This is a genomic window from Kiritimatiellaceae bacterium, from assembly GCA_013141415.1.
GTDB lineage: Bacteria > Verrucomicrobiota > Kiritimatiellia > Kiritimatiellales > Tichowtungiaceae > Tichowtungia.
Genome location: JABFQY010000001.1, coordinates 216,812 through 240,724 on the forward strand (window position 1 = coordinate 216,812; position 23,913 = coordinate 240,724).

Annotated in this window: 21 protein-coding genes; 15 read left to right on the forward strand and 6 right to left on the reverse strand. The window is 54.9% G+C overall.

Translation table 11 applies throughout. The annotated features are described in order from the left end of the window. The first annotated feature begins 79 nt into the window (after window positions 1-79). From HOO88_01095 to HOO88_01125, 7 genes are all read left to right on the forward strand, one after another. Window positions 80-1,801, forward strand: a complete 1,722-nt coding sequence (locus HOO88_01095) for a hypothetical protein (protein NOU35362.1) — start codon at window positions 80-82, stop codon at window positions 1,799-1,801. A gap of 4 nt (window positions 1,802-1,805) precedes the next feature. Continuing rightward, a complete protein-coding gene (locus HOO88_01100; protein ID NOU35363.1) occupies window positions 1,806-2,258 on the forward strand; it encodes a D-tyrosyl-tRNA(Tyr) deacylase in 453 nt (150 codons plus the stop codon). Window positions 2,259-2,479: 221 nt separating this feature from the next. Beyond that, window positions 2,480-2,857: a hypothetical protein gene (locus HOO88_01105; GenBank protein ID NOU35364.1), complete on the forward strand. Its 378-nt coding sequence runs from the start codon at window positions 2,480-2,482 to the stop codon at window positions 2,855-2,857. Between the two features lie 2 nt (window positions 2,858-2,859). Next, window positions 2,860-5,466 carry a hypothetical protein gene (locus HOO88_01110; protein NOU35365.1) on the forward strand — a complete coding sequence of 869 codons (2,607 nt, stop codon included), beginning with the start codon at window positions 2,860-2,862 and terminating at the stop codon, window positions 5,464-5,466. 176 nt (window positions 5,467-5,642) lie between these two features. Next, window positions 5,643-6,539: an ORF6N domain-containing protein gene (locus HOO88_01115; protein NOU35366.1), complete on the forward strand. Its 897-nt coding sequence runs from the start codon at window positions 5,643-5,645 to the stop codon at window positions 6,537-6,539. A 13-nt stretch (window positions 6,540-6,552) separates the two neighbouring features. Beyond that, entirely contained in the window at window positions 6,553-7,908 is a 1,356-nt protein-coding gene (gene argH / locus HOO88_01120) for an argininosuccinate lyase (protein ID NOU35367.1), read from the forward strand. A 77-nt stretch (window positions 7,909-7,985) separates the two neighbouring features. Next, window positions 7,986-8,756, forward strand: a complete 771-nt coding sequence (locus HOO88_01125; protein NOU35368.1) for a hypothetical protein — start codon at window positions 7,986-7,988, stop codon at window positions 8,754-8,756. A gap of 45 nt (window positions 8,757-8,801) precedes the next feature. Here HOO88_01125 and HOO88_01130 read toward each other — a convergent pair whose 3' ends face one another. The 5 genes from HOO88_01130 to carA form a co-directional block, all read right to left on the reverse strand. Beyond that, window positions 8,802-10,037 carry an anaerobic sulfatase maturase gene (locus HOO88_01130; protein NOU35369.1) on the reverse strand — a complete coding sequence of 412 codons (1,236 nt, stop codon included), beginning with the start codon at window positions 10,035-10,037 and terminating at the stop codon, window positions 8,802-8,804. 151 nt (window positions 10,038-10,188) lie between these two features. After that, a complete protein-coding gene (gene carB, locus HOO88_01135) occupies window positions 10,189-13,407 on the reverse strand; it encodes a carbamoyl-phosphate synthase large subunit (protein ID NOU35370.1) in 3,219 nt (1,072 codons plus the stop codon). A gap of 54 nt (window positions 13,408-13,461) precedes the next feature. After that, the gene (locus HOO88_01140) at window positions 13,462-13,839 is read right to left on the reverse strand and encodes a GxxExxY protein (GenBank protein NOU35371.1); all 378 of its coding nucleotides are present in this window, start codon (window positions 13,837-13,839) and stop codon (window positions 13,462-13,464) included. Window positions 13,840-13,882: 43 nt separating this feature from the next. Then, window positions 13,883-15,430, reverse strand: a complete 1,548-nt coding sequence (guaA, locus tag HOO88_01145) for a glutamine-hydrolyzing GMP synthase (GenBank protein NOU35372.1) — start codon at window positions 15,428-15,430, stop codon at window positions 13,883-13,885. Beyond that, entirely contained in the window at window positions 15,427-16,530 is a 1,104-nt protein-coding gene (gene carA, locus HOO88_01150) for a glutamine-hydrolyzing carbamoyl-phosphate synthase small subunit (protein NOU35373.1), read from the reverse strand. The genes guaA and carA overlap by 4 nt, the downstream gene beginning before the upstream one ends. A 189-nt stretch (window positions 16,531-16,719) precedes the next feature. Between carA and HOO88_01155 the strand changes: the two genes are divergently transcribed. The 8 genes from HOO88_01155 to HOO88_01190 all read left to right on the forward strand — a co-directional run bounded on the left by HOO88_01155 (window position 16,720) and on the right by HOO88_01190 (window position 23,385). Further along, window positions 16,720-17,433: a hypothetical protein gene (locus HOO88_01155; protein NOU35374.1), complete on the forward strand. Its 714-nt coding sequence runs from the start codon at window positions 16,720-16,722 to the stop codon at window positions 17,431-17,433. 67 nt (window positions 17,434-17,500) lie between these two features. Then, window positions 17,501-18,292 (forward strand): nucleoside triphosphate pyrophosphohydrolase, encoded by a 792-nt coding sequence (mazG, locus tag HOO88_01160; GenBank protein NOU35375.1) that lies wholly within the window; start codon window positions 17,501-17,503, stop codon window positions 18,290-18,292. Between the two features lie 44 nt (window positions 18,293-18,336). Then, on the forward strand, window positions 18,337-19,002 hold the full coding sequence (locus HOO88_01165; protein ID NOU35376.1) for a response regulator transcription factor: 666 nt from the start codon (window positions 18,337-18,339) through the stop codon (window positions 19,000-19,002). Window positions 19,003-19,126: 124 nt separating this feature from the next. Continuing rightward, window positions 19,127-20,113: a hypothetical protein gene (locus HOO88_01170; GenBank protein NOU35377.1), complete on the forward strand. Its 987-nt coding sequence runs from the start codon at window positions 19,127-19,129 to the stop codon at window positions 20,111-20,113. A 60-nt stretch (window positions 20,114-20,173) separates the two neighbouring features. Continuing rightward, complete coding sequence (locus HOO88_01175; GenBank protein ID NOU35378.1) at window positions 20,174-20,959, forward strand: dihydroorotate dehydrogenase electron transfer subunit; 786 nt, start codon at window positions 20,174-20,176, stop codon at window positions 20,957-20,959. Continuing rightward, window positions 20,952-21,872 (forward strand): dihydroorotate dehydrogenase, encoded by a 921-nt coding sequence (locus tag HOO88_01180; GenBank protein ID NOU35379.1) that lies wholly within the window; start codon window positions 20,952-20,954, stop codon window positions 21,870-21,872. The genes HOO88_01175 and HOO88_01180 overlap by 8 nt, the downstream gene beginning before the upstream one ends. Then, on the forward strand, window positions 21,869-22,423 hold the full coding sequence (locus HOO88_01185; protein ID NOU35380.1) for a hypothetical protein: 555 nt from the start codon (window positions 21,869-21,871) through the stop codon (window positions 22,421-22,423). The genes HOO88_01180 and HOO88_01185 overlap by 4 nt, the downstream gene beginning before the upstream one ends. Further along, window positions 22,420-23,385, forward strand: coding sequence for a hypothetical protein (locus HOO88_01190; protein ID NOU35381.1), 966 nt, complete (start codon window positions 22,420-22,422; stop codon window positions 23,383-23,385). Before HOO88_01185 ends, HOO88_01190 begins: the two co-directional genes overlap by 4 nt. A 147-nt stretch (window positions 23,386-23,532) precedes the next feature. On the opposite strand, the gene HOO88_01195 is transcribed toward HOO88_01190, so the two are convergent. Next, complete coding sequence (locus HOO88_01195) at window positions 23,533-23,907, reverse strand: response regulator (protein ID NOU35382.1); 375 nt, start codon at window positions 23,905-23,907, stop codon at window positions 23,533-23,535. Window positions 23,908-23,913 lie beyond the last annotated feature (6 nt).

Genomic DNA, 23,913 nt, shown 5'->3' on the forward strand with positions numbered 1-23,913 from the left:
GCGGCAGGGGGGCAATCCTACTATCCCGACTCATTTTGCAGATGGAGACGGTCAACCACCAAAACGGGGAAGCTTCGCTATGAAAGACAGAAAAGAGTTCTATAACCTGCTCGCCGAAATCGACGGAAAGCCTTTTGCTGAATACGAACGGCTGATTGGTGACTTTGACTTTGCCCGTTATGTGATCAAATTCACCAAGCTTGAAACCGCCGCCGACGGCGAAAACCCGGTATTCAACATCCGCGTTCCCCAGTCGATTGCCGAACTGCCGGGCCACCTTTACGACTCGCCCGTCCGCCGTACCGCGCTGGAAGATTACATCACCCGCCATCTTTGCTCGGTCGCCGGACACATCGCCCAGTTCAACGAAAGCGGCTGGGCCCGCCGCAACATCATCATCGCCGAACCCGGACAGAAAATTCTGCCGCGCACTTCAGTATTCGTCAGCAAAGAATATATCGACGCCCGCGTCCGCATCGCATTGCCCTATAAAGTCTACGCCTCCGGCGAACGGCTGGTTGACGGAGAAATGGCCCGCAAGGTGTTTTTCGAAGACCTTCCTGAAGTGGTCAGCAACGGTATTTTCTGCTGCAATCTCAATCTCGACGAAGTCGAAGAATTCGTCAGCGGCATGGAAGACGCCGACCGGATCCGCCAGACGCTTGCCACCCTCGGACTCGTCAGCTTCGTCGGCGAAGGTTCTTTGCTGGCCCGTGAACAGGATAGCGACCTGCCGGATTACGACTGCATTGCGCCCTTCGAAGTTTCCGAAGCTGCGCAGACCGAAATTGATGTTCCGAACGCCGGCAAAATTATCGGCCTTGGCATTCCTGCCGGGTTGACTGTTGTTCTCGGCGACGCCGCCAACGGCCGGAAAGATTTCATGTCCGCCCTTGCCGCCGGTGTATTCAATCATATTCCCGGCGACGGACGCGAAACGGTCGTCACCGTTTCCGATGCGGTTCAGATTGCCGCAGAACGCGGCCGCAGTGTGCAGGAAGTCAATATCTCGCCGTTCCTTGCCGAATCCGAGACCAGCAACCCGGCCTCTTACAGCACCCGCTCTGCCGACTCGTTTGTCTCGCAGGCCGCCGCCACCATCGAAGCGCTCGAAGTTGGCGCCCGCGTACTGATCGTTGACGAAAACAGCTCCGCGCCCGCGTTTCTCACTACCGACGCCCGCGTCGCCGGACTGCTCGGTTCCACGCCGCGCTCCTCACTGGCACAGCGCGCCCGCCAGATGGTGGACGAACTCGGTGTCTCGATCATCATCGGCGGTGAAAACCTCGTCGCTGAATATATTCCCGTCGCCGACACCATCCTCAAAGTTGAAGACTTCCAGGTCACCAACATTACCGAAGAAGCCAAAGCGCTCAATCTGGCCGTTCCGCCGGAAGCGCCCGCCGTCAACCTCGGCCCGATGCTGGGCCGCTCGCGCTGGATTATGCCGAGCAGTATCGACGCCGCCGTCGGCAGAAAAGACGTCGTCATCGAAGCGATCGACCTCAATGCCATCCAGTTCGGCCGTTCTGTCATCGAACTCGACGGCGTTCCGCAGATCGCCGACAAGAGCCAGACGCTCACCCTCGGACTGCTTCTTTATTACGCCAAACTGCGCTACATGCAGGAAGGCTATCCGTTGCGCGAAATGCTCGACATGATCGACCGCGACCTCAGTAGTGAAGGCCTCGGAACCATTTCCCGCGACTTGCGCGGCGACCTGGCCCGTCCGCGCCGCTACGAACTGGCTGCCGCGCTCAACCGCCTGCCGACGTTCCGCGTATCGCACGCTACCGAGTAAGCCTATGCGGCTGGTCGTCCAGCGCGTGAAGGCCGCGTCCGTAAAAGTTGACGGGAAAACCGTCGGCGACATCGGAAGCGGCCTTCTCGTTTTAGTCGGCGTCTCGCACGGCGACACCGCCGCCGATGCCGCCTTCCTCGCCAGGAAAACCGTCAACCTGCGCATCTTTGACGACGAGAACGGTGTAATGAACCTTTCCGTTCTCGATACCGGCGGCGCGATTCTGGCCGTCAGCCAGTTCACTCTCTACGGCGACTGTAAAAAGGGCAACCGCCCCAGCTATATTGACGCCGCCCCGCCGGAGAAAGGCTTGAAGCTCTACGAAGAATATGTCAAACAGCTCCGCGAACTCGGCCCGCGTGTTGAAACCGGCATCTTCCAGGCCGAAATGGAAGTCAGCCTCATCAACCACGGCCCGGTTACACTGATTCTCGAAAGCACCGAAAGATCGGAATAATGGAATACTGGAATGCTGGAGTGTTGAAGGAGTAGAAAGTATCTATCTTGCTGAAAGAGAAATGGTTATAAATCTGCCACAAGCGGTGGCAGAAATTGCCGAAAAGGTCGAAGAAGACAATGATGGCGAAACCGGAATGATCATCCGCGAGTGGGCTGAAAAATATCGGACAAAGGGAATGGAATAGTGGAATGGTGTTAATGGAATAAAAGGAATTCATTATGGCAATGTCCGTTGATGTGTCACCAACAGAAAAAAGCGCCAAAAAACGACTAAAACAAGACACGCAGGTTGTTGCCTCCGCATATATGCGGCGCATTTGGCTGTCCGTTCTGATGCCTGTTTGCGTTGATCTCACAGCTACGGCACTGATCATCTCTGTTATATGGGCAATCGCACAATGCCTCGTATTAATGATTCTTCATCGCATCGGCATCACGGCATCTCATATTTCTGAAGCGACAGCTCTGCTGGGGCTTCTTTACCTCGCCGCAATCACGGTCACTATGACACGCCGTTTTTACTACTCAGCATTCCGAGACATGCTCCGAGCTCCAACGCCTCCTTTAGAGGAGAGCAAGCCTGCTGAGGAGGATTAGGAATGCTGCACCTGATACAAGAGGAAATGGAGCGCCACCTCGGACAAACGCAAGGCGCAGTAATGAATCAGCTTTTTCTTCATCGGATTAAGTGGGCCGCCTATTATCTGATTACCATTGTTGCGAGCTGTATGGCGTTTGGGCTCTTGCTCTTCCTTGTGTTTTGGGCAATCCCAGAGGGCTCTTGGATAGTGGGCAGCCTGCTGGCAATACTCGCGCTTCTCGTACTAATTTTAGGCGAATACCTTAGAACGAGCGCGTCTATACAGGACAAGACGGCATATCGAATGTTACAAGTGGTGATATGGCGAACCCGCATTGGGCGCGGTGATTTTTTAGCTACACGGTATTGGTTGAGCCTGTTGTTTGTTGTGCTGCCTTTCGTTGTCTTCTTAGCGTTCTTCCTGCTGGGGCTTAAAAACATGGTGCTGCCAGACACTGCACCGTTCGCGTCAATGCTCAACAAGTTACAAGTGACCACAACTTTCGCGGGTTGGCTCCTCGCTGGACAGATCGCATTATTTAATTTTCTCTTCAGCTATAGCCTCGGAAAATACTCTACAAAGCTTGCGACCATAATAGTTAAACACCGGGCTGTTGCGGCGCTTCAATATACTGCGGTTTTATTAGTGGCGATCCTCCTGACAATTCAGCAGTGGGGCTGTCCCCGCCTTTGTTTGACGTCACTCTGGCTTTTGCACGTATCGCTCGTGGCCTCCCTTATTCTCACAATTTCTGTATCAAGAAAGGGTGTCGACACAGATGGACTTCTTGTTTACGCAGGACATCTTTTTTCCAGAAAACTAAGAAAAGCAATAGTTCGCCCAATAACAGCCGGCGCGGACAGTGCCAAGCTATGGTGGCGCTTGTTGCAGATTCTCGGACTGGATTTTCGGCGCATGGAACGGTTCAAGGTGTTCTCTGAGCCGATTGCGGGGGCATCCCTCTGTAAACAGCAATTAACATTGTTATTCAGCGCCGCTAACAAGACCATTATGGACGGGCAGCACGAGTCGTTGCGAGCGGCTCTTTACTCGATATATCTCGTGATGGACACCTACTCGTTGAAGAGGGCAGACCACTTGTCATCTGAGGATTCTGCATATTCGTACTGCAACGATCAGTTTTCGGCGCTAATGCGGGCCGCCGCAAGGGCTCCCAACGAACACCTTGCGGAAGAGATCGTCTGCACTATTGGGCGTGTGGGACAAACAGTGCTTCGAATCAAATACCTTCCTGACCCTCCTGGCGGAACCGAAGAAAACCGCCGCACTCGGAGAGAGCACACCTTAGCCATGTACTGGATCGGTCTTCTGGAAGAATCCTTTGATCAGCTACATTCTTTGCAAAGAAGTGCTGCGCCAAAAGACGTGTTAGAACAGTTGCGTTGCTTTGCAATACACGCAGATAGTAAGGGGGATCCATCGGTAGTGGTGAACTCGTATTTCCCAACGATCGAAAGGCTTATTATGGTGTGCGTTTTACACAGAGATGCATATCACCAAATACTCATGGTTCAATGCGTTTGTGACGTGCTCACAGTTTGGAATACTAACCTCAGAAGTCACCATGATTATCTAGGCGACTATGGGTCGATACACAAGCGGGCTATCAAGACAATCCAAAGCGCGGCTCAGCATGGCGGGGTGGGAAGCGCACGAGATATGTTTCTTCCTGCACAAAATTTAGCACAACGTCTTACGGGATGTGCGCTGGACGGGAGGCTCGCACTTCAGGATATTTTTATGTCCATCGTACAACGGCAGATCGCTGACATTTACGAGCAGAATGACGCAACAAACGGATTGATTGAGGTGATTAATCTCATTTCGGAATTAGCCGTTCATGCCGCAAGAGAAGGCAGCTCCGATGCAAAAACCATTAGCGCCGCTCTTTATGAGGTCTCCTTTTTTGTGTTCCAAAAGCTGCCGCAAACTTTTGAGGTGATACATGACCCATTCTATGATGCTTGCCCTGTAATTTTGAGACGGCGTCGGACGAGCGAGGACGAACCGCGCAATCGTTTGGAAGCTGCACTGTTCATCGCGTGGAATAAAGTCATGCCAGCGCTGTACATCACGAAGGGCTTTGTTTTTGACTGGGAACAAGAGTATTTTGGCTTTGTTGGGCTCGCGATCTGTGCTTATGAAAAACGCAATGAGGAACGGCTTAAAGAAGGCGTCCGCCGTTGTGTGGAAAATTATTTAACCTTGATAAAAAATGAGCTGTGCGAAGAAGATAAAGGCGCGGCGAGACTTGCACATGGGAATGGTGCGTATTTGCAGCTGTGTGGAGCTTGGATTAGCAAAGTTATTGAGCTGCCTGAGCTGGCCGAAAGAGTTACAGACTTCGTTTCCCTTCTTAATATCAGGAATCCTCCCAGCGGAATGTCTCTTGGCTATCCAGACGGAGAGTCTATTGGAGGAAAGTTCTGCTTGCCTCCACTTTCCAACATCCGCAAGTACATCTCACAAGAAGACTGGGATATTCATAAGAGCTACGAGAGTCGGCTTACCGCTGACGAGGTGCTATTTTCCTACTACAAAAAAGTGCAAGACAACGAAGAGGCCGTTCGGAAGGGAGAAAAAACAGTTTTGATGGACGGCTAAAAGGGTCCGTCCCATAATCTAGTAATTTTTGGATTCGGTTTCCAAGGTTCGGAAAAATTCTTTGCGTCTTAGCGGTCAAAAATCCATCCGCCTTCGCAGGGGCTACGGCGTGACAGGATGGTTGGGAAAGTGATAGAGAGAATGGGCGTCCAAATAGATGACGTGGGGAAACATCGATGAATGAGCTGGTCAGAAAAGATGGAATTGCGGGGAAGATTTATCTGATTCGCGGAGTTCAGGTGATGCTGGATCGCGATCTAGCGGAATTGTATGAGACCGAAACCCGTATACTCAAACAGGCCGTCAAACGAAACATCGAACGATTCCCGGCGGATTTTATGTTTGAGCTTGAGGATGCGGATATCAACCTGCTGGTATCACAATCTGTGATACCTTCTAAAAAGCACTTCGGAGGTGCTGTGCCGCTGGTTTTCACCGAACAAGGTGTAGCCATGCTTTCCAGCGTTTTACGCACGCCTCTTGCGGTCGAAATGGGTATCAAAATCATTCGCGCATTCGTAGAGGTGCGCCGCTTCATGATGGCAAATGCGGAAATATTCCAGCGGATCGGGTCGTTGGAAATCAGACAACTCAAGACAGAGCAAAAAGTGGATGCCGTTCTGGACGCCATCAGCGCTCAAGAGCCGGAGCCAAAACAGGGGATATTTTTTGACGGACAAATATTTGATGCCTACGCCTTCGTGTCCAAGCTTGTCCGCAAGGCGAGGTCGTCTGTTGTTCTGATTGACAACTATGTGGACGATTCGGTGCTGACCCTGCTTTCCAAGCGCGGCAAAAAGGTGTCCGCACGGATTTACAGTCGGCGCATTTCAAAACAGCTTCAGCTCGACCTGGAAAAGCACAATGCGCAATATCGACCGGTTGAGATCGTTCCATTTGAGGAGGCACATGACCGCTTTTTGATTTTGGATAATACGGAGGTTTACCACATTGGCGCCTCGCTCAAGGATCTGGGCAAAAAATGGTTTGCCTTCTCGAAAATCGAAAAGGATGCCATCAAGTTGGTTGGACGGCTCGGAGCAGGAGTTAATTTCAGTGGCCGGGAAAAATGAAGGAATCAGATTTATGAAAACACAGAAAACAACGGTTGGAACGATTAACGAGGAAGTGCTGGCGTTTACGGCGGGGCGAGATGTTGAACTCGACATCAACCTGATCGCCGCCGACTGCATCGGGACTGCCGCGCATGTGACGATGCTTTCGAAAATGAAGCCTGCTATTATTACGGCTGCTGAGAAAAAGAAAGTAATCAGAGAGCTCAATGCAATTGTCGCGCTGGCGGCCGAAGGAAAATTTAAAATCCGCCTCGCCGATCAGGATGTTCATCTGGCGGTCGAGCGGACGTTGACCGAAAAGCTGGGCGATCTAGGCAAGAAGGTTCATACCTGCCGCAGCCGCAACGATCAGGTCGCCGTCGATCTGCGCCTTTATGCCCGCGAAGAAATTCTCGGCACGCTGGACGAAGCTGCCGCGCTGATTTCCGCGCTGCTGGCCTTCGCGAAGAAAAATGAAAAAGTTCCAATGGTTGGAAGAACCCACATGCAGCCGGGCATGCCGTCGTCCGTCGGCCTGTGGGCCGCCGCGCACGCCGAAAGTCTGCTCGACGACTGCGCTCTGCTGGTCAACGCCTATGAATTGAACGACCAGTGTCCGCTCGGCTCCGCTGCCAGCTACGGCGTACCGCTTCCGATTGACCGCGAGCTGACCGCCGACTTGCTCGGCTTCAGCCGTCCGTCGCACACGGTGCTTTACGCCAACAACGGACGCGGCAAACTGGAATCTATCGTGCTCGGCGCGATGAGCCAGGTGATGCTGTCGCTGTCGCGCATGGCGCAGGATTTGATGCTGTTCACCATGCCGGAGTTCGGCTACTTCACACTGCCGGACGAACTGACGACCGGAAGCAGCATTATGCCGCAGAAGAAAAACCCGGACGTGATCGAGCTGGTTCGCGCCCGCGCCACCCGCGTGAAAGCGTGTGAGCTGGCGGTTTACGACCTGATCAAAGGTTCACCCGGCGGTTACAACCGCGATCTGCAGGATGCCAAAGAACCGTTCATGGAAGGAATCTCTATGACCCGCGCCTGTTTGCGCGTGCTGTCCCCGTTTGTGAACACAATCAAGGTTAATAAGAAAGCCCTGCTTGCAGGGTTCACGCCGGATGTTTTCGCCACCGACCGCGCGCTGGAACTGGTCGGGCAGGGGATGCCGTTCCGCGACGCGTATCACCACGTCAAAGAAAACCTCGGCGAACTGGCGAATATCGATCCGGTGAAAGCGATTATGCAAAAGACGCACCTCGGCGCGCCGCTCGGCATAGACTGGGAACTGCTCAAAGACCGCGTATCCGCCGTCGCCGAAACCGTCCGCGAAGAGCGCCGTGTCATCGACCATGCAGTTTCGAAATTAATGAAAGCGTAATATTACGGGAGGGCGGCGCTCTGTCGCCGCCGGAACCGGTTTCGACAGAGCGAAACCCTCCATCAATGCGGGGGAGTATGAAAACGATCATCTACTGGTTCTCGGGAACGGGAAATTCGCTGGCGGTTGCCAAAGAGCTGGCGAAACAGTGCGGCGATGCCGAGCTGATTCCGGTTGCCCGCGCCATCAGAAATCCGCCGCCGTCCGCCGGGCGCATCGGACTGGTTTTCCCTGTGTACGCATTCTGTCCGCCCGCGCTGGTGGCGCGTTTTGTCGCAAAACTCAACGCCTCACCGGATTCGTATATTTTCTCCGTCATCACCTATGCGGGCAGTCCGGGCGGAACAATCTCTGTTTTACAGCGTCTGATGAAAAAGCGCGGTCTTGATCTGTCCGCCAGTTGGGGCGTTAAGATGCCGGAAAACTATCCACCGTTTGGCGGCGCGCCCGCACCGGAAAAACAGCAGACGGTCAACGCCGCTGCGGCTGAACGGATTAATAAAATTGCCGCCGAGATTCAGCAGTCGCCGCGCGGACGGCATGAAAAAATCAAGACGGTTTGGAAGATCGTCAGCCGGATGATGTTTCCTGTATTCCAAAAGAGGGCGGCGCGCGCCGACCGCTCTTTCCGTGCGGACAAGAAATGCAACGGGTGCTGTCTTTGCACTCGGGTATGTCCGGTGAATAACGTGGCGATGGTTGATGGCCGTCCGTCATGGATGGGACACTGCGAGCAGTGCTACGCCTGTTTCCACTGGTGCCCGCAGAAGGCGGTACAGTACGGCCGCTCTGAAAAGCAGCACCGCTATCATCATCCGGCGGTTTCGTTGTCTGATTTCGAAATGTAGGACAGCCATCCTGGCTGTCTGGACAGGCTGGAAGCCCGTCCTACTTTATTTTTTCGGAGGAATCATGGCCATGATATCCGAGGCGGGCCGCTTGTCCCGGATCAGTTGCGCCATGGTACGCATGTACGGATCAATGTGCGGCAGGAACATTTTGTAGCCTTCGCACAGCCAGTTTAGGCCCGGTTCGCCGTCCGGTGTTTTGATGAAACGGTGTTTCGGACATTCGCCGTGGCAGGCAAAGAAAAAATTGCACTGACGGCAGTACCCCGGAAGCTTATCGAATTTGTCGCTGCCGAACTGCCGCTGTTTTTCCGAGGCGGCCATTTCCGTCATTGGTGTTTCCAGAATATTGCCGAGACGGTATTCCGGATAAACGAAATGGTCGCAGGCGTAGATGTCGCCGTTGTGTTCGATAATCATCGCGCTACCGCACTTTTCGGCAAAGACGCACAGCGGCGGCGGCATACCCATCCAGGCATTCAGCATGACATCGCATATCTGCACGAAGACGTTGCCGACATCGTGCCGCACCCACTCATCGAAAATATCGATCAGGAACTGGCCGTACTGTTTAGGCTGAACCGTCCACGGCATCACGCGGTCGTCGGTATCGTCGGCGGCTAGATCCGGCGGCATGGCGAGTTTGAGGCCGAGCCGTGCGGCGGCATCGTCGGGCTTGCGCTCAATGATCGGAATGAATTGGAGGAACGTGCTGCCGGTGCTTTTCAGGAAGTCATAAATTTCCAGCGCATACGGCGCGCTCTGGCGGGTGACACAGGTAAGTGTGTTGAAATCCACCCGGTGAGATTTCATCAGCTTGAGCGATTTCATCACCCGGTCAAAGGTCGGCTGGCCGCCGCGGTAAACGCGGAATTTGTCATGGATGTGGCGCGGGCCGTCGAGGCTCAGCCCGATCAGAAACTTTTCTTTCGCCAGAAACTTGCACCAGTCGTTGTCGAGCAGTGTACCGTTGGTCTGAAAAGCGTTCAGAACCGGGCGCCCGGCGGAATATTTTTTCTGGAGCTGGACGGCCTTCTGGAAAAACTCCAGACCCATCAGTGTCGGCTCGCCGCCCTGCCAGGCAAAAAGAATTTCCGGCGTATTCTGCGACTCACAGTATTGCTTGGTATAGGCCTCAAGCACCTCGTCGTTCATCCGGTGGATTTTCTGTTCCTTAAAGAGAACCTCTTTTTCCAGATAGAAACAGTACTGGCAGGCCAGATTGCAATCCGGCCCGGCAGGCTTAGCCATCAGGTGAAACGGTGTTTTCTTTGGAATCATCGGGATAGATTAGAGCGCGGCACGAATGGCGTCGAGCATTCTTCGAGCGCCGCTCCCTTTTGGAGTGCGGACGCAAGCCAAAGGCGCGAGGCCGCTCTGTTTAAAGCGGCGTCGCACTGCGTTTGCCGCCGCACTCCAGAATAATAATCGGTTACGCGTGATAGGCCTGAATCGGCTTAACGTCCCAATCTTTTCCGGCGACCGCTTTAATGGCGCCAAGTGTGGCGCGGGCACCGGATTCGGTGGTGACGATCGGGATGTTGCGCAGGATACACTCTGACCGGATTTTTATTTCATCCATGCGCGAGACCGGTCCGCTGGGCGTGTTAATGACCATGGCAATTTTGCCGTCCTGCATGAAGTCGATAATGTTCGGATGCTGTCCGCTGGCGAGTTTGCAGGTTTCGGTGACGCATAGTCCGGCGTCACATAACGCCTTGCCGGTTCCTTCTGTGGCCGTCAATGTGAAGCCAAGACCGACGAGCGCTTTGCCGATTTCCACCATCCAGCCTTTATCGCGGTCGGTGGCGCTGAGGAATACACACCCTTCGGTCGGGATCATCTGTCCGGCGGCGATCTGTGATTTCCAGTAGGCCATTTCAAAGGTGGTGTCGATCCCCATGACTTCACCGGTGGATTTCATTTCCGGTCCGAGGATCGGATCGACGCCCGCGAAGCGGTTGAACGGGAAAACCGCTTCTTTGACGGCATACCAGCTCAGTTCCGGACGGAAGCCGACGAGGCCGAGTTCTTTGAGCGTTTTGCCGACGGCGATTTCAGTGGCGATTTTCGCCAGCGGCACGCCGGTGGCTTTTGAAACGTATGGCACGGTGCGCGAGGCGCGCGGATTGACTTCGATGACGTAGATATCGCTGCCTTTAACGGCCATCTGCGCGTTCATCAGCCCTTTAACATTCAGTTCGAGTGCCATGCGGGTGCAGGCCGCCTCGATTTCTTTGACGACTTTCGGGTCGAGCGAGTAGGGCGGAATCGAGCAGGCGCTATCGCCGGAATGAATCCCGGCGGCTTCGACGTGCTGCATGACGCCGCCGACGTAAACGTCTTTGCCGTCGCAAACTAAGTCCACGTCGATCTCGATCGCGTTTTCGAGGAAGCGGTCGATCAGCACCGGATGGCCGGGGCTGGCGTTGAATGCGGCGTGAGTGAACGGAACAAATTCGGTTTCGTCGTAGGCGACCATCATGGCGCGTCCGCCGAGTACGAACGACGGACGGATCATGACGGGGAAGCCGATGCGGTGCGCAATCTTCAGCGCGTCATCCATGGTTTTGGCGGTTCCGCTTTCCGGCTGTTTGAGATCGAGCTTGATGATCATCTGGCGGAAGAGTTCGCGGTCTTCGGCCATCGCAATGCTCGTCGGCGAAGTTCCAAGGATCGGCACGCCAGCGGCGAGCAGACGGTCGGCGAGATTCAGCGGAGTCTGTCCGCCCATCTGGACGATCATGCCGATTGGGTTTTCCTGTTCGTAGATGTTCATCACATCTTCGAAGGTCAGCGGCTCGAAATAGAGTTTGTCGGAGGTGTCGTAGTCGGTCGAAACGGTTTCCGGGTTCGAGTTGACCATGATCGCTTCATAGCCCATTTCGCGCAGAGCCATGACGGTATGCACGCAGGAATAGTCGAACTCAATTCCCTGGCCGATACGGTTGGGGCCGGAGCCGAGAACGATGATGCTCTTTTTGCCGGTGTGCCGGATTTCGTTGAGGTCGCCGTAGCTGGAATAAAAATAAGGCGTGGCGGCTTCGAACTCGCCAGCGCAGGTATCCACTAGACGGTAAACCGGAATGACGCCGGCTTTTTTGCGCTCTTCGCGGAACGCCAGCGGATCCTGACCGCGCAGTACGGCGATCTGGGCGTCGGAGAAACCGTTTAACTTGATCTTTTTGAGCAGGTCGATGTCGAGCGGCTTGTCTTTCGGTGCATCAAGAATTTCGCGCTCCATTTCGACAATTTGCAGAATGTTGTCGATAAACCACGGATCAATTTTGGTGATCTCGGCAATTTTCTGAACCGTGTAGCCCTGCTTGAGGGCGACCTTGATAGCGATACACCGTTCGGTCTTGGTGCGCGTCAACCATTCGTCCAGCCGGGCGAGCGGAACTTTGGCTTCGGCTTTCAGGTCGAGACCGTCCACACCGATTTCCAGCGAGCGGAACGCTTTCTGGAGCGCTTCTTTAAAATTTCGACCGATCGCCATCGTTTCGCCGACCGACTTCATGCTGACGCCGAGGTGCGCGTCCGCCGACGGGAATTTTTCGAAGGCGAAGCGCGGCATTTTGACGACGCAGTAGTCAATGGACGGCTCGAAGCAGGCGGGCGTTTCTTTAGTGATGTCGTTCGGCAGTTCGTCGAGCGTGTAGCCTACGGCCAGCTTGGCCGCCAGTTTGGCAATCGGGAAGCCGGTGGCTTTGGAGGCCAGCGCCGAGGAACGCGATACGCGCGGATTCATTTCGATCACCGCCATGCGGCCGGTTTCCGGATGGATGCAGAACTGCACGTTCGATCCACCGGTTTCGACGCCGATGGCGCGCATAATCTTGATCGATGCGTTGCGCATCGCCTGATATTCGCGGTCGGTCAGTGTCTGGGTCGGTGCAACGGTGATGCTGTCGCCGGTATGAATGCCCATCGGATCCATGTTTTCGATGGAGCAGATGATGACGACGTTATCCTTCTTGTCGCGCATGACCTCCATCTCGAACTCTTTCCAGCCGTAAACGGATTCTTCGAGCAGGACTTCACTGCTGAGGCTGGCCTTGAGGCCGCGCTCGGCGATCTGCATCAGCTCTTCCATGTTGTTGGCGATACCTCCACCGGTGCCGCCGAGCGTAAAGCTGGGGCGCACAATGATCGGGAAGGGCAGTTCCTTTTCGGCGACGTGGATCGCTTCTTTGAGATTGTGGACATGGAAGCTCTTGAGCGTTTCGATGCCGGCTTCCTTCATAACGGATTTGAAAATGTCGCGTTCTTCGCCGCGCATGATGGCGTCGTAGTTGGCGCCGATCATTTCGACATTGTACTTTTGGAGCACGCCGCTTCGGTAAAGCTTCATGGCGGTGTTAAGCGCGGTCTGACCGCCGAGCGTCGGCAGCAGGGCGTCGGGCCGTTCTTTGATAATAATCTTTTCGACGGTTTCCGGCGTGATCGGCTCGATATAGGTCGCGTCCGCCGTGGCCGGGTCGGTCATGATCGTGGCCGGATTAGAGTTGATCAGCGTGACGCGGAACCCTTCTTCGCGCAGGGCTTTGCAGGCCTGTGTTCCGGAGTAGTCAAACTCGCACGCCTGGCCGATTACAATCGGGCCGGAGCCGATGATCAGGATGTGGTGGATGTCAGTTCTTTTAGGCATATGTCGGATCCTCAACGCAAAGGCGCAAAGCGCGCCGAGTTTCGCAAAGTTCAATTAAAGGTTATTTACAATTCGTGTAATTCCGTTTTTCAGTAAAGGTTCATGAAAGTTAATCAGCAGTCCCAGTTTTATGCCGCTTAGGCGAAGGTATGTCAGAGTTTGAGATTTATCAATCGGAGAGACTGTTTCGCGGGCTTTGATTTCAATAACCACTTTTCCGTCAACCAGCAGATCAATCCGGTAATCTGTTTTCAGCACTTTGTTTTTATAATTCAACGGACGGTACTTTTGTCGCTCATAGGAAATTCCCCGCAATTCCAGCTCATAGCAAAGAGCTTCCTCATAGGCGCTTTCCAAAAGGCCGGAACCCAGCACCCGATGGACTTCGATTGCTGCTCCGATAATCTCTTTAGAAAGTTCATTCTCTGTCATCTTCTCAGCGATCCTTGGCACCCTCTGCGTCTTTGCGTTGAAATTATTCCCATTCAATCGTTGAAGGCGGTTTGGAAGAAATGTCGTAGACAACGCGGTTGACGCCTTTGACTTCGTTGATGATGCGGTTGGAAATGCTGTCGAGCACTTCGTACGGCAGTTTGAACCAGTCGGCGGTCATGCCGTCGAGACTTTGCACGGCGCGCACGGCGACGACGTTTTCGTAGGTGCGGTCGTCGCCCATGACGCCGACGGTCTGGATCGGAAGCAGTACGGCGAAGTATTGCCAGACATCGAGGTGGTTCGGCATTTTTAAAATTTCTTCGCGGACGCGCAGGTCGGCGAGTTGGAGCAGGTCAACGCGGTCGCGGGTGATGTCGCCGAGAATGCGCACGGCCAGACCGGGACCGGGGAAAGGCTGGCGATCGACAACATAGCTCGGCAGTCCAAGTTCGCGGCCGACGGCGCGTACTTCGTCTTTGAAAAGTTCGCGTAGCGGTTCAATGAGATCAAATTTTAGATCGGCGGGCAGTCCGCCGACGTTATGATGGCTCTTAATCGTGGCTGAAGGTCCGCCGATCGGCGAAACGCTTTCGATGACGTCGGGATAAAGTGTGCCCTGCGCGAGGTATTTAACCTTGCCGCTCAGGGTGCGTGCTTTTTCGGCGAAGACATCAATGAAGGTTTTGCCGATGATCTTGCGCTTTTTCTCCGGGTCGCTGACGCCAGCCAGTGCGTCGAGGAAAATATCCTGTGAGTGGGCAGTGTGCAGATCGATGCCGAAGGCGTTACCGAAAAGTTCTTCGACTTCGCGGGCTTCGTTGTAGCGGAGCAGGCCGTTGTCCACGAAGACGCAGTGAAGTTGCGGGCCGATTGCTTTATGAAGCAGGGCGGCCACGACAGAAGAATCGACGCCGCCGCTTAGTCCGAGCAGAACGTGGTCGGTGCCGACTTTGGTGCGGATGGCCTGAATGTTGTCTTCAATAAATTTGCTCATCTTCCAGTCGCCGGAACATCCGCAGACTTTGTAGGCGAAGTTGCCGAGCATCTGCGCGCCCTGTGGCGTATGGACGACTTCCGGATGGAACTGCACGCCATAGATTTTCTTCGCAGAGTTCTGCATGGCGGCGTACGGGCAGTTGTCGGATTCGGCGACGGCTTCAAAACCGGCGGGTATCGCTTCGACTTTGTCGCCGTGGCTCATCCAGACCTGAAGGTTTTTGTCGAGACCCTGGAAAAGCGGACAGTCTTTGGTGACCTGCATCATCGCCTTGCCGTATTCGCGCTTCGTGCCGCGGTGCACTTTTCCGTCGAGTGTCTGGGCGGTGAGCTGCATGCCGTAGCAGATTCCGAGAATCGGAATGCCGAGTTCGAAAATTGCGGGATCGCACAGCGGCGAGCCTTGGTCGGTGACGCTGGCCGGTCCGCCGGAAAGAATGATGCCTTTCGGGGCGCGTTTGGCGAGGTCGGCGGCTTTGGTGTCAAAGCGGATGATTTCGCAATACACCTTCTGCTCGCGGATACGGCGGGCGATCAGCTGCGTCACCTGCGAGCCGTAATCTAAAATGGCAATCCATTCGCTATGTTTCATGACTTCTTTCCTTTTTCCATCAGCGCAATGAATTCCTCGAACAGATAATAAGGGTCATGCGGGCCGGGGCAGGCTTCGGGATGATACTGTACGCAGAATACCGGCAACGTTTTGTGCCGCAGGCCGGCGACGGTGTTGTCGTTCAGGTTGATGTGGCTCACTTCGGCGATTTTTGGATCAAGGGTGGCTGGATCAACGCAGAAGCCGTGGTTGTGCGAGGCGATTTCCACTTTGCCGGTGCGCAGATCCTGAATCGGCTGGTTTGCGCCGCGGTGGCCGAATTTAAGTTTATAGGTTTTTGCGCCGAACGCCTGACCGAGCATCTGGTGGCCGAAGCAGATTCCGAAGGTCGGAAGTCTGGATTCGATCAGTTCTTTGACGGTCGCGACAATCTGCGGAACGCCAGCCGGGTCGCCGGGGCCGTTGGAAAGGAAAAGACCGTCGGGTTTGCAGGAAAGGATTTCTTTGGCCGAGGCCGTGTTCGGGAATACATGACATTCGCAACCGAGTTCGTCGAAAATACGGAGCTGATTCGTCTTAATGCCGCAGTCGATTACGGCGACGCGGAAGCGGGCATTTTTCTTTCCGCCTTCCGGGAAAACGTAAGGTTTCTGTGCGCTGACTTCGGTGGAAAGGTCGCGCCCGACGAGTCCGGCTGAGTTTTTTGCCTTCTGAACGAGACTCTTGCAGTCGAGGTCTTCGGTTGAAATGACGCACTTCATGGCACCCTTGTCGCGGATGTGAATGGTGACGGCGCGTGTGTCGATCTGGTCGACGCCGATGATGCCAGCCTGTTCCAGATAGTCGGGCAGGCTCATGGTGGCGCGCCAGTTGCTGACAATACGGCTGCACTCGCTGACCACCAGTCCGCTGGCAAAAACGGCGCGTGACTCGACATCTTCCGGATTTACACCGTAGTTGCCGATGAGCGGATAGGTCATGGTGACGATCTGGCCGTTATAGGAAGGGTCGGTCAGAATTTCCTGATAGCCGGTCATCGAGGTGTTGAACACCAGCTCGCCGTAGAATTCGCCCGAACCGGCAAAGGCCCGGCCGGTGAAGCAGGTGCCGTCTTCGAGTGCAATGATTGCTTTTTTCATTTTGTGTCCGCTGAAAAGTCCCGTAATTCCGCCAAAATTCCGGACATAATCACAAGCCGAACCGAGCCTTGCAACCCTTTTCCTGCTCCGGAAGGGGGATATTTTTCAGGGGTTGACTGTACCGGTTCCGACGCATACACTGCCCCCCTGTTTTTATGAAAAAAGTGTAATTAACCGGAGCAGAATTGAATGAGCAAAGTCAAAATCGAAACTAAACCGCCGACCGAAAAAATCAAGGCGCGGGAAGTCCTTTTCTTCGAACTCGAATACGTCGCGATCAATGGCCGGCAGATCATGTTTGACGTGCTCAAACAGGTGATGAAAGGCAAAGATATCGACGTCACTCCGGCGCTGTTTGCCCGCTACGGTCTCACGCCCCGCCCAGGGAAGGCGATTTCTGCGATGATTGAATCCACGGGACGCAATTTGACCACTGGCGACCAGCTGACCGAGCAGGCCGAAAATCTGCTGGTTAAAGCCTTCGCGGACAAAGCGGTGCTGAATAAAGGCCTTCCGGCGCTGATTAAAGCGGCTCAGGATCGAAACATTCAGGTTGTTGCTCTTTCGGCCTGGCCGGAACCCGCCGCTAAAGAACTGATGAAGAAAACCGGACTCGACGAGCTGGGGGTTGATCTGGTGGCGATGGACAGTGTCGATCCGATTTTCCCGCGTGCCGACCACTGGTTGCGTATTCTCAAACTGCGCAATCAGGAAAACATTCCGCTGATCGCGGTTGTTGCCTCACGCGCCGCCTGCAAGGGCGCGCTGACGGCGGGCGCCACGGCGGTTGCTCTGCCGGATGCCTACACAGCCTTCGAAGATTTCACCGGGGCCAAAGTGGTACTCGAAACGCTCGGCGACATGTCGGCCAAAGAACTGCTGGAACTGGTCAGCCGCCGGTAACGCGAATTCCGGTATTCTGAGAAAAGGCTGAACCGCGGTTCAGCCTTTTTGTTTTATAAGGAGTGCAATGAAAGAGAAGCCGATTGAGCGGTTGCTTGGAATTATGCGCAAACTGCGCGGGCCGGGCGGCTGCCCGTGGGATCGTGAGCAGACATTGGATTCACTCAAGTCCAATCTGATCGAAGAGACCTATGAGGTGATCGACGCCATTGAAAGCGGCGACCGCGACGAGCTGCGCGGCGAGCTGGGCGATTTGCTCTTGCAGGTCGTTTTTCAGGCGCAGATTTGTGACGAAGCCGGGGAGTTTAATTTTGACGACGTGGTTACCGGCATCGCCGACAAACTCGTCCGGCGTCATCCGCACGTTTTCGGTGATGTGCAGGCGGATACTTCCGGCGAAGTGCTGCGCAACTGGGAAAAAATCAAGAAGACCGAGAAGGACACGGAAACGCCGCGGTCGCTGGTCGAAGGAATACCGCGCCATCTGCCAGCGCTGGCTAAGGCGCATCTGGTACAGAAGCGTGTTGCCCGTGCCGGTTTCGAATGGGATGAGATCGGCGGAGTTATCGCCAAGCTGGAAGAGGAGCTCGCCGAAGTAAAAGAAGCGATGGAGCAGAAAGATGTTGCGGCCATTCGCGAGGAGCTTGGCGATTTGCTTTTTTCCACCGTCAATCTAAGCCGCTACCTTGGCCACGAGTCCGAAGAACTGCTTAACGAAAACATCGCCAAGTTTATGCGCCGTTTCCAGTGCCTGGAAAGCCGGCTTCACGCCGAAGGACGCGAGATTGAAAAATGCTCGCTGGAAGAACTCGAAGCGGTTTGGGTTGCAGTTAAAACGGCGGAGAGACAAAAGTCCTGAAAACAGGCGTTGTAATTCATATAAAATTTGGCAGTATGCGTCGCATGAGCGCAACAAATCCCAAAACAGCGAAGAAGAGAATCCTCATTGTTGACGACCATCCGTTTGTCCGGCAGGGGTTGCGGGGCTGTATAGAATGCGAAGCTGACCTTTCTGTTTGCGGCGAAGCGGCGGGTCGCGCGGAAGCGTTGCAGCTTTGTTCTAGCGCAGATCCTCATTTGGTTCTCATCGATTTATCACTGGGCGGAGAGTCTGGGCTGGATTTGGTTAAAGACGTCGCGGTTCAGTTTCCGGGCCTTAAGATGCTTGTGCTTTCCATGCAGGATGAATTGCTTTACGCCGAGCGGGTTCTGCGTGCCGGTGCCGGCGGCTACGTCGGCAAGAGCGCTCCTCCCAACCAGCTGGTTGAAGCGATCCGTTGCGTGCTGGATGGCGGTGTCTATGCCAGCGAAGCGGTTAAACAGAAAATTATGCAGACCGTTCGACGGAATGAGACGGGGTGCGATCCGGTCACCACTCTTAGCGACCGTGAACTGGCGGTTTTCGAGCAGATCGGGAAAGGGCAGAGCACGGCGGATATCGCCGAAGCGATGCACCTGAGTGTTAAGACCGTCGAAACGTATCGCGCACGCATCAAGGCCAAACTCAGCTTGCAAACCGCAACCGAGCTGATGCAACGCGCCGTTCAGTGGCTTCTCGACAAGAAGTGATGATTTTTCCTCTGTTGTCTTGTAATACATTTCCCCACAGAACTTTCAGGCAGGCTCCCGCTATACAGCATCTCTGGAAGTGAACAGCATACAAACCCGTACCGGTCTAAGGAGATATGCTGTTTTGAATAAACTGTGGTTTTCAATTTCTGTTTTCACGGTCGCACTGTTTATTTTTGCCGGACTGTGCTGGCTGGATATGCGTCCGGTTCAGACCCTTCATCGTGCCGCCGCCGATGGGAATTTGAGGCTGATTCAAAAACAGCTGACCGCCGGCGCCGACATCAACGCGCTTGATAAGAACGGGCTTTCGCCGCTGATGTGCGCCGTCCAGGGCGGAGATGCGGGGGCTGTTGATTTCCTGCTGACTGCCGGAGCGAACGTCAACCGGGCCGGACAGAAGGGAAACACCGCGCTGCACGTTGCCGCACAGCAGAACGATTCGCGTCTAACCGACCGGCTGGTCGCTGCCGGTGCTGATTTCCAGCGGCTCAACGCCGACAAAGCCACGCCGCTTTATCTTGCCATACAGGCCAATTCTCCGGCGGCTGAACGGCTGGTGGCCGCAGGCGCACTTCCGGCCGATTTTTCCTGCGCCGGAGAAAGTTACCTTTTATGCGCGGCCCGAACCGGTAATTTCGCCATGCTGAAACTTCTGATCGAACGCGGAGCCGATGTCAATGTCAGCGCGAAAAACGGCGCGACCGCATTGCACTATGCCGTGAACAGGGGCCATCTGGAGGAGTTTGAACTGCTTCTTGATCACGGCGCGAAGATCAATGCAAAGGACAGGCAGGGATGGACTCCGCTGCATCATGCCGTGCGCGGAAACCAGGCCGACGTGGTTCGAATACTTCTTGAGCGCGGGGCGGATACAGAAATCTGCGGGAATCAGGGTCGCACTCCTTTACTCATGGCAGCGCAGACGGGTCTCGTGGATGTTTTTGAAACTTTGGTGCGGGGCGGCGCAAAAACTGATGCCAAGCTATCTTCCGGTGAAACTGCTTTCGATCTGGCCGCTACCGAGCGTCATCCTGAAATCATACAGTTTCTTTCTGATTACCATCGCGAACAGCGGGAAATCAAGAAGACCCCTGTACTGCGGGATTGATCTGCCGCCGGGCGGAATGCGTTTGACCTCTCTTTTGAAACCTCGCACAATCTCCGCCCGATGATACAGGAAAACACCACCGTAATTGAACATCGCATCTTTCAGGGCGAATACCGCCTGATTAAACTTTCTGCTCCGGCCATCGGCCCGCTTGTGAAGCCGGGGCAGTTCGTTCATCTGCGTGTACCGCGCCTCTCCGGCGCTGTTTTGCGCCGCCCGTTCAGCGTTTTTAAAGCGGACGCTGAAAGCCTTTCGATCCTTTATAAATCCGTCGGCAAGGGCACCGCCGCAATGTGTCTTGTGCTGGAAGGCGAAGAGATCAATCTGATCGGCCCTCTCGGCAACGGGTTTCCAATCATCGGGCAAAGCTCGAAAACACCGGTGCTGGTGGCGGGCGGGTACGGCAACGCCGCGCTCTATTTGCAAGCGGCCAAACTTCCGGTTAAAGGGGTTGCCTTTTTTGGCGGACGCAGCGCGATAGACATTCTTTGTGTCGATGAATTCAAGGCGCTCGGCTGGGACGTACGAGTTACCACCGACGACGGATCGCTTGGGCAAAAAGGTCTCGTCACCGCTGCGCTCGATCCATGGATTGAGGAACAAAAAGACACCCAAACTCTGGAGATTTTTGCCTGCGGACCGAACGCCATGCTCAAAGCTGTCGGTGATCGTGCTGTTAAGAAAAACATCACCGCGTGGCTTTCCATGGATCGCAACATGGCCTGTGGTGTCGGCGCCTGTCTCACCTGTGTTATCAAACGCAAAACCGCCGACGGATGGGAATGGGCGCGCTGTTGCAAAACCGGCCCGGTCTTCAAAGCACGGGAGATTCTTTGGGATGAATAAAAAACCCGACATGCGCGTAAAAATCGGCGCACTGGAAATGAAAAATCCGGTGACGGTGGCTTCCGGAACGTTCGGCTACGGCCCGGAATACGCCGACCTCGTTGATCTTGATCGCCTCGGTGCGATCACGGTGAAAGGCATTTGTACTGAACCGCATGTCGGCAATTCCACGCCGCGCACCTTTGAAACCGCTGGCGGCATGCTCAATGCGATCGGCCTGCCGGGCCCCGGCGCACAGGGATTCATCAAAAAATATCTACCGTTCTTCGACGATTACCGGGTTCCGCTCATCGTCAATATCTGGGGAAAAACGGTCGAAGACTACGCTGGTGTCACCGAGATCTTTAACGAACAGTCGCGGATCAATGCGCTCGAAGTGAATGTTTCCTGCCCGAACGTCAAAGAGGGCGGGGCGCTTTACGGAACCGACGTAAATCTTTTCCGCACCGTCGTGGACGCTGTGCGCGCCAAGACGCAGAAACCGCTCATCATCAAACTGGCGCCGAATGTTGCCGACATCAAAGCGTTTGCCCGCGCCGCCGAAGAGTGCGGTGCCGATGCGGTCTCCATCATGAATTCCTATCCGGCGATGGCGATTAATATCGAAACGCGCAAACCGGAACTCGCCAACCGTACCGGCGGACTTTCCGGTCCGGCGATTAAACCGATAGCCATCAAATTGGTTTGGGAAGCCGCCAAAGCCATCAAAATTCCAATCATTGGAATGGGCGGCATCTATACGCCTGAAGACGCGCTCGAATTTATCATCGCCGGGGCAACAGCCGTCGCCGTCGGCACGGCCAGTTTCTCCGATCCGTCCACCGCCGTCCGCGTGATGGACGGAATGGAGAAGTGGATGGCGGCCAAAGGCATTGGTTCGGTTGCAGAGTTTAGAGGAACGGTGCAGGCATGATGCGCCGCTGGACGATTGGTGCGCTGACGCTTCTGCTGGCGCTTTCTGTGGCCGGATGGATTTTTTATATGCCTCCGGCGGCGTTGCAGACGCTCAAGCCGGTTCCGGCGCACGCTCAGATTATCTACCGCAGTGCGATGCCCGATCTATCCGTTCTAAAACAGCTTCACGATTCAAACGGCTGGAAGGCGGCGGGCCGCTTTTCCCAAACGCTGGAAAAAAGTCCCCTGACGTTGGCTGCGGTTCCGCTCGGCGGACGCGACCGGCGCGATACATGGATTGCGGTCAGCGCCGTCGGGCCGCGCGCCGTTTTTCTGCACTGGAAGTTGAGGTTTTCTCCGCCGGAAGGTGTTAAGCCGATTCGTTCGTACGGCTCTTGGCCGATCTGGCAGTACAGCGATCCGTCACTGCCGCCGTGGGTGCGGGTTCGTTTCTCGATTGCCGAGGGATTGCTGATTTGTTCGATTTCCGATGACAGTCATGATATCTACTACCTGCTTGATACACTCGATGGCCGCCGCCCCTCGGCGGAACAAAAGGAACCCCGATGAAAACAACTGCGATGATTCTGGCGGCGTCTGCTGTTTTACTGGCGGCAGGATGCAAGACTACCGAACCGAAACCGCCGGAGCCGGTGAAGTGGAAAGAACAGTCGGCCTACATGGCGAAAGTGCGCGATCCGCGCATTTACGGTTTTAATATTTACCAGACACCCGGCGGAGGAATCGAATATCGCGACGGCTGCCGTCTGCATCCGAACCAGATCGCAGAACTTCCGATGAAAGCGAAGGAACCGCTCCGTCCGGTGGTGATGCTGCGCGGGAATTTTGGCTTGGACTCTCCGGTTCTTTTTGATTTCACAGCAGCAGCCGGCTGGCTGGAATTTGATCTGGCGCAGGAACTCGGCGCGATCCCGCTCAACGAACGCACGGCTCAGCTGGTCAAAATGCCCGGCGAGGAATTTGCCGGCTGTCTTTCAACAGTGCCCGTTATGCGGTTTAAGCAGCTTCATGTTGAACGTCCGCTGGTTTATGTGCGTATGGCGAACGGGCCGATCGGAACGCTGGCGCGCGGCATTGAGGAGCCGGAGCTCAAGGGAGTACTTGGCTGGGATCTGCTCAAAAATTTCGGCCAGATTCATTTAGACTACGCCGGGAAGCGGACGGTTATTTCGACGGTCGAAGCGGCTTATGTTCCGGAACCGTCGCTGTTAATCGCCAGAGTTCCGCTGGTTAAGCATGCCGGAGTCTGTGCGGTGCGCGGTCTGGTGGATGGCAAGCCGGAGATTATTCTGATTGATCCGGCGGGCGATTTTGAAGTGGCGACAGCTGGCGCGCAGGCCGTTTCCTCCGTTCAGCTTGATCCAGGCCTTGGTTTTTCGTCTCCGGCGGCGTCTTCGTCTCCCGGCGGATTGCGGATCGGTGCGCAGTTGCTGAAGAATTTTAAAATCACGGTCTGCCCGAAAGAGGGGGCGATCTATTTTGAAAAGCCGGAAACCGCCAAAGATAGTTAGAGCATGTAACGATTTAAGCACCACAAAAGGTAAAGCCGGAACTTAGGGCGTATTCGCCCGTAGATCCGGCTTCTTAGCGCTAATAGCCGGATCCACGGCTTCGCCTGAGTTCCGGCTATACCGACATCTCAATCGTGTTAACACGCCCTAGTCCGGCTTGCTGAGCAGTTTCCTGACGACGGCCAGCAGAGCGGTCAGCGAAACCGGTTTTTCAAACACGCAGTCTGCGCCGAATTTTTTTGCATGCGGCAGAAAATTAACCGAGGCCGTTTTCATGCCGCCGGAAATGGCGATCACCGGTAGACCGGCATGCTGATGCCGCAGATTCCGGATCACTTCCAGCCCGTCCATTTCGGGCATCATGATGTCGGTGATGACCAGATCGGGCTTCTGCTGTTTGAGCAGAGCAAGCCCTTCCTTTCCGTTCGACGCCTGAGATACGGTGAAGCCTTCGCCTTCGAGAAACTGCCCGAAAAGCCGGCACACCGATTCGTCATCTTCGATCACCAGAATATGGGCCATGGTTTA

Excerpts from the sequence above, each read along its gene's own strand:
- mazG (NOU35375.1), top strand. The coding sequence starts at position 17,501 with ATGAAAGAGAAGCCGATTGAGCGGTTGCTTGGAATTATGCGCAAACTG.
- HOO88_01175 (NOU35378.1), top strand. The coding sequence starts at position 20,174 with ATGATACAGGAAAACACCACCGTAATTGAACATCGCATCTTTCAGGGC.
- HOO88_01095 (NOU35362.1), top strand. The coding sequence starts at position 80 with ATGAAAGACAGAAAAGAGTTCTATAACCTGCTCGCCGAAATCGACGGA.
- HOO88_01185 (NOU35380.1), top strand. The coding sequence starts at position 21,869 with ATGATGCGCCGCTGGACGATTGGTGCGCTGACGCTTCTGCTGGCGCTT.
- HOO88_01125 (NOU35368.1), top strand. The coding sequence starts at position 7,986 with ATGAAAACGATCATCTACTGGTTCTCGGGAACGGGAAATTCGCTGGCG.
- argH (NOU35367.1), top strand. The coding sequence starts at position 6,553 with ATGAAAACACAGAAAACAACGGTTGGAACGATTAACGAGGAAGTGCTG.
- HOO88_01195 (NOU35382.1), bottom strand. The coding sequence starts at position 23,907 with ATGGCCCATATTCTGGTGATCGAAGATGACGAATCGGTGTGCCGGCTT.
- HOO88_01180 (NOU35379.1), top strand. The coding sequence starts at position 20,952 with ATGAATAAAAAACCCGACATGCGCGTAAAAATCGGCGCACTGGAAATG.
- HOO88_01165 (NOU35376.1), top strand. The coding sequence starts at position 18,337 with ATGAGCGCAACAAATCCCAAAACAGCGAAGAAGAGAATCCTCATTGTT.
- guaA (NOU35372.1), bottom strand. The coding sequence starts at position 15,430 with ATGAAACATAGCGAATGGATTGCCATTTTAGATTACGGCTCGCAGGTG.
- HOO88_01115 (NOU35366.1), top strand. The coding sequence starts at position 5,643 with ATGAATGAGCTGGTCAGAAAAGATGGAATTGCGGGGAAGATTTATCTG.
- HOO88_01130 (NOU35369.1), bottom strand. The coding sequence starts at position 10,037 with ATGATTCCAAAGAAAACACCGTTTCACCTGATGGCTAAGCCTGCCGGG.
- HOO88_01105 (NOU35364.1), top strand. The coding sequence starts at position 2,480 with ATGGCAATGTCCGTTGATGTGTCACCAACAGAAAAAAGCGCCAAAAAA.
- HOO88_01190 (NOU35381.1), top strand. The coding sequence starts at position 22,420 with ATGAAAACAACTGCGATGATTCTGGCGGCGTCTGCTGTTTTACTGGCG.
- HOO88_01155 (NOU35374.1), top strand. The coding sequence starts at position 16,720 with ATGAGCAAAGTCAAAATCGAAACTAAACCGCCGACCGAAAAAATCAAG.
- HOO88_01110 (NOU35365.1), top strand. The coding sequence starts at position 2,860 with ATGCTGCACCTGATACAAGAGGAAATGGAGCGCCACCTCGGACAAACG.
- HOO88_01100 (NOU35363.1), top strand. The coding sequence starts at position 1,806 with ATGCGGCTGGTCGTCCAGCGCGTGAAGGCCGCGTCCGTAAAAGTTGAC.
- carA (NOU35373.1), bottom strand. The coding sequence starts at position 16,530 with ATGAAAAAAGCAATCATTGCACTCGAAGACGGCACCTGCTTCACCGGC.
- HOO88_01140 (NOU35371.1), bottom strand. The coding sequence starts at position 13,839 with ATGACAGAGAATGAACTTTCTAAAGAGATTATCGGAGCAGCAATCGAA.
- carB (NOU35370.1), bottom strand. The coding sequence starts at position 13,407 with ATGCCTAAAAGAACTGACATCCACCACATCCTGATCATCGGCTCCGGC.